The sequence below is a fragment of the Faecousia intestinalis genome (assembly GCF_040096185.1).
GTDB lineage: Bacteria > Bacillota > Clostridia > Oscillospirales > Oscillospiraceae > JAZOXB01.
Genome location: NZ_JBBMFF010000262.1, coordinates 1 through 14,229, shown reverse-complemented (window position 1 = coordinate 14,229; position 14,229 = coordinate 1). Strand labels below are relative to the sequence as shown.

At 52.4% G+C, this 14,229-nt stretch carries 13 protein-coding genes and 1 pseudogene; all 14 read right to left on the bottom strand.

Features of this window, described 5'->3' with window-relative positions; all coding sequences use genetic code 11:
• On the bottom strand, window positions 1–449 hold a 449-nt coding region (locus WMO66_RS13215), incomplete at its 3' end, for a DUF134 domain-containing protein (RefSeq protein ID WP_349136875.1).
• 60 nt (window positions 450–509) lie between these two features.
• Window positions 510–2,099: a recombinase family protein gene (locus WMO66_RS13210; protein WP_349136874.1), complete on the bottom strand. Its 1,590-nt coding sequence runs from the start codon at window positions 2,097–2,099 to the stop codon at window positions 510–512.
• Window positions 2,096–3,400 carry a recombinase family protein gene (locus tag WMO66_RS13205; protein WP_349136873.1) on the bottom strand — a complete coding sequence of 435 codons (1,305 nt, stop codon included), beginning with the start codon at window positions 3,398–3,400 and terminating at the stop codon, window positions 2,096–2,098. The genes WMO66_RS13210 and WMO66_RS13205 overlap by 4 nt, the downstream gene beginning before the upstream one ends.
• 62 nt (window positions 3,401–3,462) lie before the next feature.
• On the bottom strand, window positions 3,463–3,621 hold the full coding sequence (locus WMO66_RS13200) for an SHOCT domain-containing protein (RefSeq protein WP_349136872.1): 159 nt from the start codon (window positions 3,619–3,621) through the stop codon (window positions 3,463–3,465).
• Window positions 3,622–4,151: 530 nt separating this feature from the next.
• Entirely contained in the window at window positions 4,152–5,102 is a 951-nt protein-coding gene (locus WMO66_RS13195; protein ID WP_349136871.1) for a peptidoglycan recognition protein family protein, read from the bottom strand.
• 2 nt (window positions 5,103–5,104) lie between these two features.
• Window positions 5,105–5,518 carry a phage holin family protein gene (locus tag WMO66_RS13190; RefSeq protein ID WP_349136870.1) on the bottom strand — a complete coding sequence of 138 codons (414 nt, stop codon included), beginning with the start codon at window positions 5,516–5,518 and terminating at the stop codon, window positions 5,105–5,107.
• A 56-nt stretch (window positions 5,519–5,574) separates the two neighbouring features.
• Window positions 5,575–7,656 (bottom strand): DUF859 family phage minor structural protein, encoded by a 2,082-nt coding sequence (locus tag WMO66_RS13185; protein WP_349136869.1) that lies wholly within the window; start codon window positions 7,654–7,656, stop codon window positions 5,575–5,577.
• 12 nt (window positions 7,657–7,668) lie between these two features.
• A complete protein-coding gene (locus WMO66_RS13180; RefSeq protein WP_256321889.1) occupies window positions 7,669–8,751 on the bottom strand; it encodes a hypothetical protein in 1,083 nt (360 codons plus the stop codon).
• Between the two features lie 12 nt (window positions 8,752–8,763).
• The gene (locus tag WMO66_RS13175; protein ID WP_349136868.1) at window positions 8,764–9,843 is read right to left on the bottom strand and encodes a hypothetical protein; all 1,080 of its coding nucleotides are present in this window, start codon (window positions 9,841–9,843) and stop codon (window positions 8,764–8,766) included.
• Window positions 9,844–9,935: 92 nt separating this feature from the next.
• Window positions 9,936–11,750 (bottom strand): phage tail spike protein, encoded by a 1,815-nt coding sequence (locus WMO66_RS13170; protein WP_349136867.1) that lies wholly within the window; start codon window positions 11,748–11,750, stop codon window positions 9,936–9,938.
• A gap of 95 nt (window positions 11,751–11,845) precedes the next feature.
• The gene (locus WMO66_RS13165) at window positions 11,846–12,754 is read right to left on the bottom strand and encodes a radical SAM mobile pair protein B (protein ID WP_349136866.1); all 909 of its coding nucleotides are present in this window, start codon (window positions 12,752–12,754) and stop codon (window positions 11,846–11,848) included.
• Window positions 12,742–13,431 (bottom strand): radical SAM mobile pair protein A, encoded by a 690-nt coding sequence (locus tag WMO66_RS13160; RefSeq protein WP_349136865.1) that lies wholly within the window; start codon window positions 13,429–13,431, stop codon window positions 12,742–12,744. The genes WMO66_RS13165 and WMO66_RS13160 overlap by 13 nt, the downstream gene beginning before the upstream one ends.
• Complete coding sequence (locus WMO66_RS13155) at window positions 13,428–13,865, bottom strand: radical SAM mobile pair system MarR family transcriptional regulator (RefSeq protein ID WP_349136864.1); 438 nt, start codon at window positions 13,863–13,865, stop codon at window positions 13,428–13,430. Before WMO66_RS13155 ends, WMO66_RS13160 begins: the two co-directional genes overlap by 4 nt.
• A gap of 165 nt (window positions 13,866–14,030) precedes the next feature.
• A pseudogene (locus WMO66_RS13150) lies at window positions 14,031–14,229 on the bottom strand (hypothetical protein); the annotation flags it as partial.

Below are 14,229 nucleotides of genomic sequence, written 5' to 3'. Positions count from 1 at the left end.
AGCTTGAACTGTTCGGTGTGGCCGAAATGCTGAAAGATTTGACCGTTTTCATAGGTAACTGCAATTTTCATAATGGATTCTCCTTTGCAATTTTTATTGGATTTTCCTGTGTTGGCTCTCTGCGTCCGGCAGCAGCGGCCGCAGTGGGCTGCCTCCTGTCCTCCGCAGATGCGGTAGTTTCCCCCGGTGATGTGCAGCGGTTTCCCGTGGACAAGACAAGCTGCGATCTTGCGCCGTGCGCTTCCGTAAATCTCCTGCACGGTAGAGCGGGAAATGTCCATTTGCGCGGCACACTGCTCGTGGGTTTGCTGCTCCAGGTCAACCAGCCGCATGACCTCGTACTCGTCCAGCGTCAGCAGGATCGGCTCTCTATCCCCACAACCGTCGGGATAGAATGTATCGACTTGCGGCGCGCCACAAATCCGACGGCACCGTGGCGGTCTTGGCATAGACGCCTTCCTCCTTCTGTTTTCGGCATATACCGATTATACAGCATATTTAGAGAATTGTCAATAAGAAGTGAGCGTTTTACCGCCCTGGAATTTGAAGGTCATCCGTCCGTCGGCGTGGACGGTTATCGTGTCGATAATGGTGAGCCAGAGCTTTTCGTCAAACTCGGTGAGGGCATCCAATTCCTGCACCTCAAACATAAACGCTCCGATGGCTTCTGCCTGGGCTTCCCGTGCAGCTTTTGTAGTGCGGAGCTGTTCGAGCCGTGCCTTGGCTTTTTCATACCGCTCTACAAACCCATTGTACCGGACGGCGTATTCTTCCTGGTTCTGTGCCATCTGTGAATTTTCCGCAATACAACGCTTTGTCAGTTCGGTCACCACATCGATCTCCTCAAGCAGACTCTCGATTTCTGTATCAATGCCTGTACAGTCTGTCAGGGTGGCTTGCATCAATCGGCAATCCTCAAGGATGTTGTCTTTGCTTTCGATGATAGCGTTAAGGGCGGTCACGAACCGCGCTTTAATGGTTTCCTCGTCCAGATGCGGCGTTTTGCATTTGTGCTCACCCTTGAATTTGCCGTTGCATTGCCAGATGACCCTGCGGTATTTTGAGGTCGAGTTCCAGACTTTCGAGCCAAAGTAGGAGCCGCAGTCCCCGCAGACGATGCGGGAAGAAAAAATGCTCTTTCCGCTGTACTGGCGGCTGATCTGCTTGCGCCGCGCAAGCTCCGTCTGAACTTTGTCGAACTCTTCCGGCGTAATGATCGGCTCATGGCTGTGTTCCACATAATACTGCGGCACCTCGCCCTCATTGACCTTCCTCTTTTTTGTGAGGAAATCGACCGTGAAGCATTTCTGAAGGAGTGCAGCGCCCTTGTATTTCTCGTTTTGAAGGATGCTTTCCACTGTACTGGTCTGCCAGCGTTGTTTTCTCGATGGAGTCGGAATCCCATCTGCTGTCAGTTCCTTTGCAATGGCCCCCGGCGTCAACCCCTCCATGAATCGAGTATAAATCCGGTGGACAACGATTGCCTCCTCCGGAACGACTTCTGGAAAACCGTCCGCTCCTTTGCGATAGCCGAGGAACTGCTTGTATGGGAGGTTGACCTTTCCATCGGCAAACCGTTTTCTCTGTCCCCAGGTAACATTCTCGGATATGGAGCGGCTTTCTTCCTGTGCCAAGCTCGACATGATGGTGAGCAGCAGTTCGCCCTTGCCGTCAAAGGTGTAGATGTTCTCTTTTTCGAAGTAGACTTCTACGCCTTTTTCTTTCAGTTTGCGGATGGTAACCAGGCTGTCGACCGTGTTTCGGGCGAAGCGGCTGACCGATTTTGTGACGATGAGGTCGATTTTGCCGGACATGGCATCGGCGATCATTTCATTGAAGCCGATGCGATGCTTGGTGTTCGTGCCGGAAATGCCCTCGTCCGTGTATACTTTTACAAACTCCCATTCGGGATTGCGTTTGATGTATTGCGTGTAATAATCCACCTGTGCCTCGTAGCTGGTGAACTGCTCATCGCTGTCTGTGGACACTCTTGCGTATCCTGCGACCCGCCGTTTTTGTACAGCCACCTTGGAAAGGTGCGTCAGCGGATTGATGGTCGGCGGAATGACTGTGACCGACCGCGCTGCTGTTCTGCTCATTTCTTTTTCCTCCTTGCCTGCAGTGCCCGCTGTCGTGCCTTTTCCTTCATTTCAGGCGTCCAGCTTTCTGCTCTGGAGCGGTCTGTCCACCGTTTAACGATTTCAGAACCGTCGTCCATACAGAACACCACCATATTGTTTTTCTCTGCTCTGATTGCCGTTATTTTGCTTCTGACCATATCGGGGTCAAAGCTTACTGCGCCCAACACCTCACAGGTGAGGACTTCGAGCGTTTCTTCTGGAATCCGCTTAGCGGCACATTCGGATTTTCCTTTTGTCTGGAATGTAGTGCAATTCCAGTAGTGTTTTTTGCGGTAAGTTACGCGCTTATATGTGTTGCCGCACAGTCCGCAGTGAATCAGCCCCGAAAAAACTGAACGAGTCGGTTTCTTGCGGTTGGCAGTCTGCTGCGCCAGCATTCTGAGCCGCTCCTGTGCCTTATCAAATGTTGCCTGGTCTATGATTGGCTCATGCGTTCCCTCGGCATAGTACATCGGAAGCTCTCCTCGATTGGGTAACAGTTTCTTTTCAATGTGGTTATTGCGGTATTGCTTTTGCAGGAGTGCATTGCCGAGGTACTTTTCATTGGATAAGGTATTCCGCATCCGCTCCGCACACCATGTGCCGCCGAGAACGCCTTTATGTCCTCTGGCATCAAGGTCACGGCAGATGGAACTCATGCTCTCGCCGCCGTTGAACCGTGCAAATATCTCTCGGACGATGGCAGCGTCCTTCTCATTCACCTGAATGCCGTCCGGTGTGATGTCATAGCCGAACAAAAAGCGGAGGTTGATGATTTCTCCGTTTTCAAAGGCTTTTCGGACACGCCATTTCTGATTTTCACTGGCTGACAAACTCTCTTCCTGTGCGTAGGACGCCAGGATGGTCATCATCAGCTCACCGTCCGCACTCATGGTGTGGATGTGTTGCTCTTCAAAGAACACATCTACGCCCAGGTTTTTCAGCTCTCGGACAGTCTGAAGAAGCGTCACCGTATTTCTGGCGAAACGGGATACGCTCTTCGTAATAACAAGATCGATGTTCCCTTGGCGGCACTCCTCAATCATGTGCTGAAACCCGGCTCGTTCTCTTTTTGTGCCGGTCACAGCCTCATCGCTGTAAACGCCGCAGTACATCCACCCGTTGTGGCTCTGAATCATTTTACTGTAATAACTGACTTGAGCGGACAGCGAATGCAGCATGGCATCCTTTCCTGTGGAAACACGGGCATAAGCGCAAACACGCAAAGCTTTCGGCTGTGCGGGTATTAGGGCATCGACCCTTTCTACAACTCTCTCCATGTGGTTCACCTCCCTTTGGTGTGTGACATATTACCTCTAAAAACACGATATATCCAGCAATTTCAGCGGAATATACTACACGAAGATATGCCGTATTTCTCGGCTATAATTGTATCGATCTTAGCGTACTCTTTGGCTGATATCAGCCCCTTGGAACGCATACTCCGGGCGAGTGCCATCGCCATCTGGTAGGCAAACAGACGCTTATCGTAATCACTCATGGTCGGCCTCCTTCCTGCGGAATTTCAAATAGCAGTCACGGGAGCAGAACACCCGATGGCTGTTGCCATAGCTTTCAAACTGCTTCCCGCAATGTCGGCAAGTGAGTGTGTAGTACGCTTTTCGCTGCACTCTTTCGGGATGTGCGTTCCACCACGCCATTCGGCAGGCATCGGAGCAGAACATCCTTTTCCGTTTATGCGGTGTCTGCTCAAGCGGAGTCAGGCAGTTTCGGCACAGGGCATTTGAGTCCGGCATCTCTTTGATCTGCACAGGATGTCTGGCGCAAAAGGACTTTACAGTGTTTAGCGGTAGCCCTGTTATAGCGGATATTTTCTTATACCCGTAGCCCTGGTGTTGGAGATCCACAATTCGTGAGCGTTCCGTGTCTGTCATAGTGATTGATACCTCATTCCTGAGAAATAGCGTTTCTCGCTATACCCAGAGAAAAGGCACTTTTGTCAGGGTAAAATGGGCAAAAAAATAACGCCCTCCACGGAAAAATCCGCAGAGGGCGTGTGATAGGTTCGGTTTACTTGTTCGGAATCTTCAGCTTCATGCCGCTGTAGATGACATTGCTTTTCAGCCCATTCAGACTGACGATCTCCTTATAGCGGCTGCCGTTGCCGAGATACTTCTTGGCAATCGCCCAGAGGGTGTCGCCATGCGCCACGGTGTGGATGCGGTAATCCTCGGAGGGTTTCGTGCCTGCCATGGCAAGTGCAGAGGTCTTGACCGGCGACATGATAGCGTACCTGCCGGACTCGTCCTTGTTGATGACCGTGCGGTCGCCGCTGACCTCTACCACATACCAGCGGAGCTTCTTCACCCAGCCGGGAATGGCTTTGCCGTTATAGTAGGTGCTGCCCGTGATGGTCACGAGGTCACCGGCCTTGATGCCTACAGGTGTGGGCTTGACCGTGTCGGCAGGTTTTACATCACCGCCGAGAGCTGCCGTGACCTTGGATGCCAGATCACCCATACGGGCATACATCCAGTTGCCGGGACAGCTTTTGTTCGCAAACCATCTGTGAACAGTCAGAACCATCTCGTCAGATTTCGGGGCGTAGTTCAGCGTCTTGGCCTTATCGCCCAGCCAGAGCAGCTTGGTTTTGCCGTTGCGCCTGCAGATGTCGGTGCAAAGCTCGATGAGCCGCTGGTACACCACATCCTTGAACGCATACGGCTCGGTATTGTCGCTGGCGCACTCAATGGTGACGGCTCTCTGGTCGTTGGCTGCAGAAGAGGAACACCAGGAGCGGTTCTTCTCTTCCACATACATCCCGACCCGACCATCGACACCGATGCCGTAGTTGCTGCTTGCCTGCCGTGAGGTCGGCAAGAAGATGTTGCCGAGCGTTTCCACACTGCACTGACCCACCACGCAGTGAGGCGTGATGCGGTCAATGCTGTGGGTACGTTGCCCGGAGTGGTTCGGGCTGAGTTTGGTGTAGGACACCAGGGAACTGTTTGTGTAAGCCATGATTATTCATCCTCCTTTTCACTGCGGTCATGAAGCTGCTCCAGAACGGATTTCAGCTTCTGCGGGATGGGCAGTCCCAGGTATGCGGCGTTTTCCAACAGGGACACGCCCTCATTCGATAGGTAGAAGAAAATGACGGCAGTACGCATCACCGAGCCGCTGCCGATGACGCGGGTGTCGAGAATATGCCCGATGCCGACCAGGGCGAAGATGAGCACCTTTTTGAAAATGCCCTTGAATCCGACTTCGCTGGACAGCTTCTTATCCACCACGGCGCACATGATGCCGGTGATGTAGTCGATGACTACGAAAGCCAGAAGCGCATAAAGCAAGCCGTCACATCCTCCCAAGAACCATTCCAGCCAGCCGCCGATTCCGGCGAACACCACCTGAATGGTCGTCCAGAATTCTTTCATGTTGTTTGTCCTCCTTTGAGATTAAAAATGGGTATGAAAAAAGTGACGCCGGAGCGTCACGCTTTTCCGATAGCATAGATTGATACTTTGTAGGTTGCCGATGGTACCGTATTTGGTCTTACGGCAAATATCTTTCCGGGGTTGGTCGTTGTAGACCAGCTACTCGAACTGCCTCGCTCCACAAACATGGCGTAATTGCTGTTCTCCGTGGAGATATGGACATGAGGAATTTCCGCGAAGGTAAATGGAAAATTAGGGAGCGCAATTGCGCCGCTCTCATAGAGCACGCCCCATGCCGTCGAAATGGCGGTCGTAAAGGAATACTGACCCCAACATTCCGCTGTACCGCTTTTCCATTTACGGTAATTCCAGATGCCGCTTGTTCCTTGCTGAATGACAAAATCTGCGAGGGGTGAGCCATCCACCCGCATATCCCCGGCAACATCCAGCATGGCTTGTGGCTCCGGCGTGTTGATGCCGACCTTCTTTTTCCGAAGCGCAATGAGGGGCGTACCCTGCGGAACAGTAAAATACAGATCCAGACTGCTCAAAGAATAGAGCTTGTCTTGGATCTGTAGATGAAGGTCGTAGGAACTGTTGGCATCCAGACTGCACAGTTCCAAATTGGAGTAGCTGAAAGAGGTTCCGCTTTTTGTCGTGCCGGAATAGATGCTGGTGTAGCTGCCGTAACTGCTCTCACTGGTTTTCTTGTACCGATACCGCACATAAACCACGCTGTTTTTCTGCGTCCCGTCTACGGTAACAGCAGAAATAGAGCCGCTGAATTTGAGCTGCATTTCCGCTTCAATGTCGTTGGTTCGTCGGAGCGTCACCGAGGACACCTTCGGCTTTGCGTATGGGATGACCGTAATAGTTTGGGAAACGCTGGCAGTATAACCGCGGGAGTCCGTGACCGTGAGCGTGACCGTTACGCTGCCGGACTTGGCGATCTTTCCAACAGATAAGGCAGAGCCGGTAGTGTTAGAGGATGACAGCCCGTTGCAGGAAGCTGTGTAGTTGGAAATACTGGCACCGTTTTTTGCAGTTGCCGTTCCGGGCGTGACCTTGAGGATCGAGTAGTTCTGAACGAATAGCTGGTCGTTGCCTGTGAGGTTTTTCGTGGTCGTGTAGCTGTCGGCATAAGTGAATCCGCTTATGGTCGGAGCGGAATTGGTTGCCGTGGTCAGTACAGTGGCGGTCTTGCTTGAAGTACTGCCGATCTGCGTAGACCCGCTGTAGGACGAAACCGCAAAAGTGCCGGTGAACGACTTGATGGATGCCATTGCATTCAGCAGTGTCGTCCTCTGCGCCGATGTCAGCGTGACTGTGCGGTTCGCAGTGCCCTTCGACCAGGAAAGCCCGGAAATAGTCAGGATGGTCGCGCTGCCGTTTTTGAGCACCAGCGTATTGGTGTAGGAGGCTTCGTACACGGTCACATTGATGGTAATGGAAACCGTGGCATTGTCCGCCGTCACCGTGTTGACACTATTCACCACAGCACCGCCCAGCGTCTTGACCGTGGAACTGCCAGAAGTGCCGTAGACATGGTTGTACTGCCGCCTTGCTCTGACCCTCACCGTGTAGCTTGTATTCGGTGAGAGCGAGGTGATCGTCACACTGGCACTGGTGGATGCCGTCGTTGAGAACTGCGTCCAGCTCGAACCGCCGTTTGTGCTGTACTGCCAGATGTCCGCCGTGGCCGAGGATGTCGCGGTGATTTTGAACCCGTTTGCCGTGACATTCGATGTACTGAATGTAACTGTGGGAGCAGAGCGGTCAATGGTAGTCAGCGTCATGCTGCCGCCGTATTCCTGTGAACCGTAGATATAAACACGGGTCGAGAATCCGACCGCAATCGTTTTGCTGCCGTTGCTGTCGTGAGCTACAGTAATCGTGCCACTGACAGAACCTTTCTTTGCCGGGAAAACACGGTCATCCCAATAGGTACGGTCCTTTGAGTATACGGTCGTACCATTGATCGTTACAGTGGTCGTGTCAATGGTGTAGTAAGTGGATGCGCCACCGGTAGAGGTCAGCGTCCAGGAAAGTGTCGAGCTGTTACCGACCACATTCACGCTTTCCGAAATGTCCAGTTGAAGATAGCGCCCATCGTATGCCGCGCTTTTCCAAGTTGCCATGGCTTTCCCTCCTTAATCCAGAATGACGATATTCAACCCCTCGGACGCCGTGGGCATCGGGACAAACTTCGTTTTGCCCACGGTCAGCTCGCCGTCCACCGTGGTTTTCTTAGTCTGCGTTTCGTCCTTGTTCAGGGTAAAGATCACCTCATCGTTGTAATAACCGGCGAACTCCGTGTTCGTGATGACCGTCCGCTGGGACGATGCGCTGTTGGATACCTCGATGCCCCGCTTGTCGATCTTGACCTCCTGAGTGTAGATCTCGTTGGGGGCGGGCGTCCACTTGCGGGGAATTGCTCCTTCGGAGATCATGATGTCGGCGAGATAAATGGACGCATCCCGGCAATAGCAGTAAATACGCAGTGTGGGGTCGGTCACATCCGTGAGCGTTACGGAGTAATCCGTCCAGTCAAACGCCGTGGACTTATTGAACAGGTACTTGGTTTTGTTTCCGTTGTAGGTCACATAGAAATACCCGGACATGGTCGAGGTTTTCTTTGCCCGAACCGAGATCGTATAAGTGCCGGGAACCACCCCTCGGATGTACTGCGACAGTGAGGAGTATGCGCCCAGCACAAAGCAGGAGTCGGAAATGGTGTTGTTCTGCGTATCGGTGGAAGTGTCCGTTTTCACCGTACCGGAGTAGCTCCAATCATCCGTGATGCCGTTCAGCCCGGAAGAGTTCTGCACATAGTTGATGCCGCCGATGTACTGCTCCTGCATGGTGACGGACAGCCCGTCCACCGTGTGTTCCAGTTCCGAAACCCTGCTCTCGGAATTCAGTATCCGTTCCTCCAGGACACCCTGGTCATTGGACACTGTTTCCACCGTTTCGGTAAGGGTCGCCACATAGCTGTTCAGCCCGTCGATGGTCTGCTGAAACTGTGCGTCCTTCTCGGTCAGAATGGAAATGGTGGTGCGGATCGTTTCAATGTCGTTCTGCACCACCCATTCATTTCCGTCCCATATTTTCGTTTCCGGCGGGGTCACGGAGGTATCCACCCAGAGCTGCCCCTCATAGGGGTTCTCCGGCGGCGTGTCCGAGGTGACCACATCGCAGAGACTGATAATCGTGAACTGTGCCGATGCGATCATCTCACCACCTCCTTAAAGCGCCACAACGACCATGAAGGTTGCCTTGGTATCCACATCGGCGCTGGACACCGACAGAGTCTTACCGGTCTTGCTGCCGTTGGTTCCCCAAGAGGTGTCGATTGCGCCATCCTTGTTGTACTTTGTCCAGGTGTAACTGCCGTTTCCGGCCGCATCCACCTCTGAGCCCGCCTGATAGCAGACGGCAGTCAGCACGGTCGTGCCCTGACCGTTCTTGAACACATCGCCGCCCGTGGAGGTGACGATGATCTGCAACGGGTCGGAGTTGTCGATGAAGGTCGCCACATCGAAAAACTTCGTGTTATAAGAAGCGGATGCGGAATCCGTGTCTTGGGCACAGCACTTGAATACGGCGTAGCTGTCCACCGCTGCGGCGTAGACCGTGAGCGTATTGGTGGCCGTGCCGGTGTATTTGTCGGCAGTATCCGAGAGCTTGCGCCAGCCGATGCCGAAGTCTGCATCGTAGCCGGTGGAAGAAGCGGCGGTGACGGAAGCGTCCATGACCGCCCACTTGTAGCTGACCTTGGTGGTGTCCACCGTAGAGCCGCGCCACAGCTCGGCCTTGGCGGTCAGACTGGCGACTTCCTCGTTCTTGTACACATTTCCGTTAGGCGTGGTGACCAGCAGGTCAACGATGCCGGAGCCGTTGACCACACGGGAGAAGGAAATGGTCAGCGGATGAGTCAGCGACAGACCGGTGCTTTCGTCTTTGTAAGTGATGACACAGCGATAGTCGATGCCGGGCAGCTCCGCCATAACATTGGCCTTGACCGTGAGGATGTGGCTCTTGGCACCACTGAGAGCGTAGTTCGTACCTGCGGTGATGGCGGTGTTACTGTCGCCCACATACCACTTGACCGAGGTAACATTGGCGGTGGCGATTTGGTCGGCGGTGGTGCCGATGACATACAGACTGGGTGTCAGAACGAGGTTCTTCGTTTTCCAGTCGGGGGTGTAACTGCCGTTGTCGGGGTTATACATCTGAGTCTTGGCGAGGTTCGATCCGATGTACCCCGTCAGTGTCAGTGCGTCATTGTAGTCGATGATGGTAAACTGGCCTTGTGCTTTGCTCATGTGAGAAGCCTCCTTTAAAGTTGTTGTATCAGAAACGGGCGCTGTGCCGGTTTCTGTTGTGGGTTCTGCGGTTGCCATAGTGAATTCCTCCGTTATAACAGGCTCTGCCTGGTCGTGGTGTCGATGAGGTCACAATAAAAAGTGGCGCGGATTTTGACATCCGCACCGGTGATGACCACGGACTTTGCGCCGCCGAAATGCTGTTCATTCCAGACCTTGTCCGCCTCTGTATCCTCCGACACCCTTGTCCAGACAAATTGGTTGGCATCCAGCGTGTCGGTGATGTCCTCATCCCACGAGTACACCTTGGTGGAAAGCAGCGTTTTCACATTGCCGTTTTTGAAGATGTTCCCGTTGGACGAGATAATGACCAGCCGGAGCATTTTCTGCTTCTCGATGGTGGTGATGCGGTCGCTGACCTCTGTGACCTCCTTGCTGGTGGCGTAGGCACGAAGCACGACCTCGCCGCTCTCCAAATCCCACCAGGACGAGCCGTCTTGCGACTGGATGACACCCGCCTTGATGATGTTCGCCACCAAAGAGCCGGAGGTGATGAAGTCTGCGACGATCTGTCCGTCTGCCGTGATAGCGGTTTCGTAGGGGCCGTTGTAGCCGTTATGGGAAAAGCCCAGGCCGCCCACATTCCACCGCCAGACATTCACGGCTTCGTCAACGGAGGGAGTGTCCAGAATGAGCAGCTCGTAGGGCTGCCCGCTTTCGCTGTCTGTGTTAATAACCACATAGCCGCCGTTCTGGCCGGTGATAAGCCCGGTGGCCTTGCCGATGGCGGTTTGGAGCAGCTTCGGAAAGCGTCCCACCGTGGACTCCACCTTGTCGACCGTGGACTGCACCTCGGAGATAGTGGTGATCATGCTGGACTTGCTCTGCCCAAGGGAGATGCTCTTGTACCGCTCGGCGAGGGTGTCGTACACGGTTTCGATGACCATAGCCGACACGCTGACACCGAGAGCCGAGTGTCGAATGGTGACGGTATCGCAGAGGTTGACCCGCTCCAGCAGTGCCGAATACTCCGGCTGTTTCCAGAGCGGCTCAAAGGACACCTTCACCGTGGGGATAGTCGCTCCCAGCGGATTTGCCTTGATGTAACTGTTTGCTTTTGCTCTGAGGGCTTCCTCGGTCACAACTCCGTCAAACTGGTCGGAGAAATCCATGATAAGCGTTTTCGCCCGGACGATCTCCGAGGTCACAATGGGGAGCGTTATCTCCGGCAGCGAGATCACCGTTTCGGTGTCCGAGCCTTCCGGGGTGTACACGGCATACGGGAGCAGTGCGGTATACACGCCGCTGTTGTCCTCGTCCTGCTCCAGGGCGGTGAGGTTCTTGCCGTATTCAATGACCACGCCGGTCTTCTGCCCACGGTGCGAATGGAACTTTACCGTGAAGTTGTCCCACTCAAACTCGCCGTGCCATTTGGAGAGCATGGAGCCTTCCGTACCGCCGAGGCAGGCTCGGACGCTCTTCGGCTGCGTGACGGAAAACGCCTTTGCATCCGAGTAGTCCGTCCAGCCCGTAAAGCGGGTATCTCCGGAAAGGAGCTGCGAGAGAATAAGCTGCGGAGAGCGGCTCTCGGTCGAAAACGGCAGCACCGGCACATTGGCAAGGTCATACGAAATATGCTGACCGTAGATCGTGACGATGCCGTTTAAGGGTTTCGTGATGCGGTAAATGCGGAATGCCTGGTCGGCGGCGGTGTCGTTGGGTTTTGCCTTGATAATGCACTCCTTGGTGATAAGCCCATAGTGCTGACCGCTGACAGGGTATTTGAGTAAGCACTCGAACACACCGTTTCGCTCTTCAGTGACTTCGCAGGAAATGGTATCCGTCATCACACCAAGGCCGAATGAGGAAAAGTCTGTTGTGTTAGGTGGATAAAGAACAGGAATCACGAACGCCACCTCCTTCCGGGCATAAAAATACCACCGGGGATTTCTCCCTGGTGGTTGAGTATAAATGATTTACTTGTAGCTCGACAAACCGGAAGTTAGCGATTTCTTTTTCCGGTATTTTCTGTCCCACGGATTTCCTCATGATAGAAATAATCTACGATCACCGGATGTCCCTGCGGGACTCTGCCATAAGGCATTTCATTATCCACAAAGGGACAATCATACTTCTTAGCCATTTCCTCAGCTCTTACTTCAAGCGCTTCAAAGTAGCTGCGGTTATGCTTGTTATAGATCTCATCGTAAAGCGGTACAAGGTCAGGATATTTTCCGGCGATATAATCCATAATCGTCTTCTTGAAACCGCCTCGAAGATTGAGATTTTCGAGCCAGAACAGATCGCACTGATCCTTCACCCGCTCAAAGATGGCTTCAAAGTCCGTGATACCAGGGAATACTGGGGATACGAAACAGACAGTACGGATACCTGCATCATATACTTGCTTCATAGCAGCGATGCGCCGCTCAATGCTCGAAGCAGAGTCCATATCGTTCTTGAAATTTTCATCCAGTGTGTTGATTGACCATGAAACGGTCACTCGTCCAAGGTTCTTCAGCAGATCAATATCCCGTACCACAAGATCAGACTTTGTGCAGATCAAAATATCTGCGTCACTGCCGATCAACTGCTCCAGAAGTTTTCTGGTATTCCCGAATTGCTCCTCCTGTGGATTGTAGCCATCCGTCACAGAACCGATGACCACACGCTGTCCGGCATATTTCTTCGGATTTTTAATTTCCGGCCAATGCTTCACATCAAGGAAAGTGCCCCATTCCTCTGTGTGTCCGGTAAAGCGCTTCATAAAAGAAGCATAGCAATACTTGCAGGCATGTGTACAGCCCACATAGGGATTGACCGAGTAACCGCCTACCGGCAGACTGGACTTGGTCATGATGTTCTTTGTTTCCACCTCACGAATGAGAATTCCATCGATTACTTCTGCCATGATCTCTGTACCTCTAACACTTTATTGAATTCCTCCGGCATTTCCTGAATCATATTTTCATCCCCTATGATAGGGACAAGGTCTTCCTTCATAAACACCGGAATGCCGAGCGCATGTGCCTGATCCGTCAGAGACCATGCCCATTCCGGCTCCGTATGAATCTTCCTGCTCTGAGCCCCGGTCATGGTGCCGACAACGATCCAGTTGATTCCGGAAAGGTCAACTGTGCCGGGATCGTCGAATAACGGCTCAAAGGTAACATGGTAATGTTTTGCTCTGACATTTTTCCGAAGGGCGTCGATACGCCACAGTTCTGCTTTCCTCGTCACCGTAACGCCAAACCATGCGTTTTCCAGATCGGTATCAAAATCCAGCAGATCGGGGCGCTTGGTAAGAAACAAGAACTGATGCTGTGGATTTTCACGGATCTTTGCAAATACCTCGTCTCTCCATTCCGGCTTCCATCCGGAGAGATCGCTCATGCCGGTAAGAAGAAAGTTTTGCGGACGTTTCTTTTCCATCATCCTGAGCTTACCCGGAAAGAACTCAGGATCAGCGAAGTCATCGATCATATGCCAGCGCTTCACATTGTTGCGGGCATAGCAATATGCACACCCCACTGTGCAGCCGATGACGAGATTCATGTTCTGAATCTGATCTTTGATACAAATACTCATGACTTCTGCCACTCCTCAAGATTCTTTCTGATGCGGTCGAGGCATTCCTCAAACCAGGTAATTTCTTCCTCTGAAAAACCCTTGTAGTAAATGCTGCCCATCTCATCAGATACAGAATCGTACTCGCCCTTTAAGGCATGTGCTTTCTCAGTCAGAAACAGGAGTGTTTTCCTTTTGTCCGTTTCAGACTGAACACGGCTTATCAGCCCTTGATGTTCCATTCTTTCCAGCATCGTCGTAAGAGATGTTATCGCTAATCCGCATTTGACCGAGAGCGACCTGATTGAGATTCCATCCTCCTGCCACAGCACATAAAGAATGCGCCCCTGGGCTCCATTGAACGCATCGATATTTTTTTCGCTGAGAATCTTCTCAAAAATCCGGTCACCAAGCTGTTTTATTTTGGTGACAAGAAATCCACCATTTGTTTTCATGCAAAAGCTCCTATATAGTAGTTTATAAAATCATACTATATAGGAGCTTTATTGTCAAGAGCTTGTATGTTTGAATAGAGGTAAATTCCGTTTTTTCGTTCTTTTTAAAAGCATTAGACCCCATGTCTTTTTGAGTTTTTCTACCGCTTACAATCAGGAACGACCTTACAGACAGCACCACCTTGGAATGACCTCAATCCTCGTTACATCGCCGGTACAGATGATGGTGCAAACACCCGGCTTGAGAACAGGAAACTCCGTACCCTTAACCTTATCGTTTTTGAGGATGGTGCCTTTGAAGCAGTTCATCAGCTCACTGTCGATCTCGATGTACTCATCCAGATTGGAAATCATCATACCTCGA

Coding starts and splice junctions, on each gene's coding strand:
- WMO66_RS13190 (WP_349136870.1), bottom strand. CDS start 5,518: ATGAAAGAATTCTGGACGACCATTCAGGTGGTGTTCGCCGGAATCGGC.
- WMO66_RS13175 (WP_349136868.1), bottom strand. CDS start 9,843: ATGAGCAAAGCACAAGGCCAGTTTACCATCATCGACTACAATGACGCA.
- WMO66_RS13200 (WP_349136872.1), bottom strand. CDS start 3,621: ATGAGTGATTACGATAAGCGTCTGTTTGCCTACCAGATGGCGATGGCA.
- WMO66_RS13155 (WP_349136864.1), bottom strand. CDS start 13,865: ATGAAAACAAATGGTGGATTTCTTGTCACCAAAATAAAACAGCTTGGT.
- WMO66_RS13205 (WP_349136873.1), bottom strand. CDS start 3,400: ATGGAGAGAGTTGTAGAAAGGGTCGATGCCCTAATACCCGCACAGCCG.
- WMO66_RS13160 (WP_349136865.1), bottom strand. CDS start 13,431: ATGAGTATTTGTATCAAAGATCAGATTCAGAACATGAATCTCGTCATC.
- WMO66_RS13180 (WP_256321889.1), bottom strand. CDS start 8,751: ATGATCGCATCGGCACAGTTCACGATTATCAGTCTCTGCGATGTGGTC.
- WMO66_RS13210 (WP_349136874.1), bottom strand. CDS start 2,099: ATGAGCAGAACAGCAGCGCGGTCGGTCACAGTCATTCCGCCGACCATC.
- WMO66_RS13165 (WP_349136866.1), bottom strand. CDS start 12,754: ATGGCAGAAGTAATCGATGGAATTCTCATTCGTGAGGTGGAAACAAAG.
- WMO66_RS13185 (WP_349136869.1), bottom strand. CDS start 7,656: ATGGCAACTTGGAAAAGCGCGGCATACGATGGGCGCTATCTTCAACTG.
- WMO66_RS13195 (WP_349136871.1), bottom strand. CDS start 5,102: ATGGCTTACACAAACAGTTCCCTGGTGTCCTACACCAAACTCAGCCCG.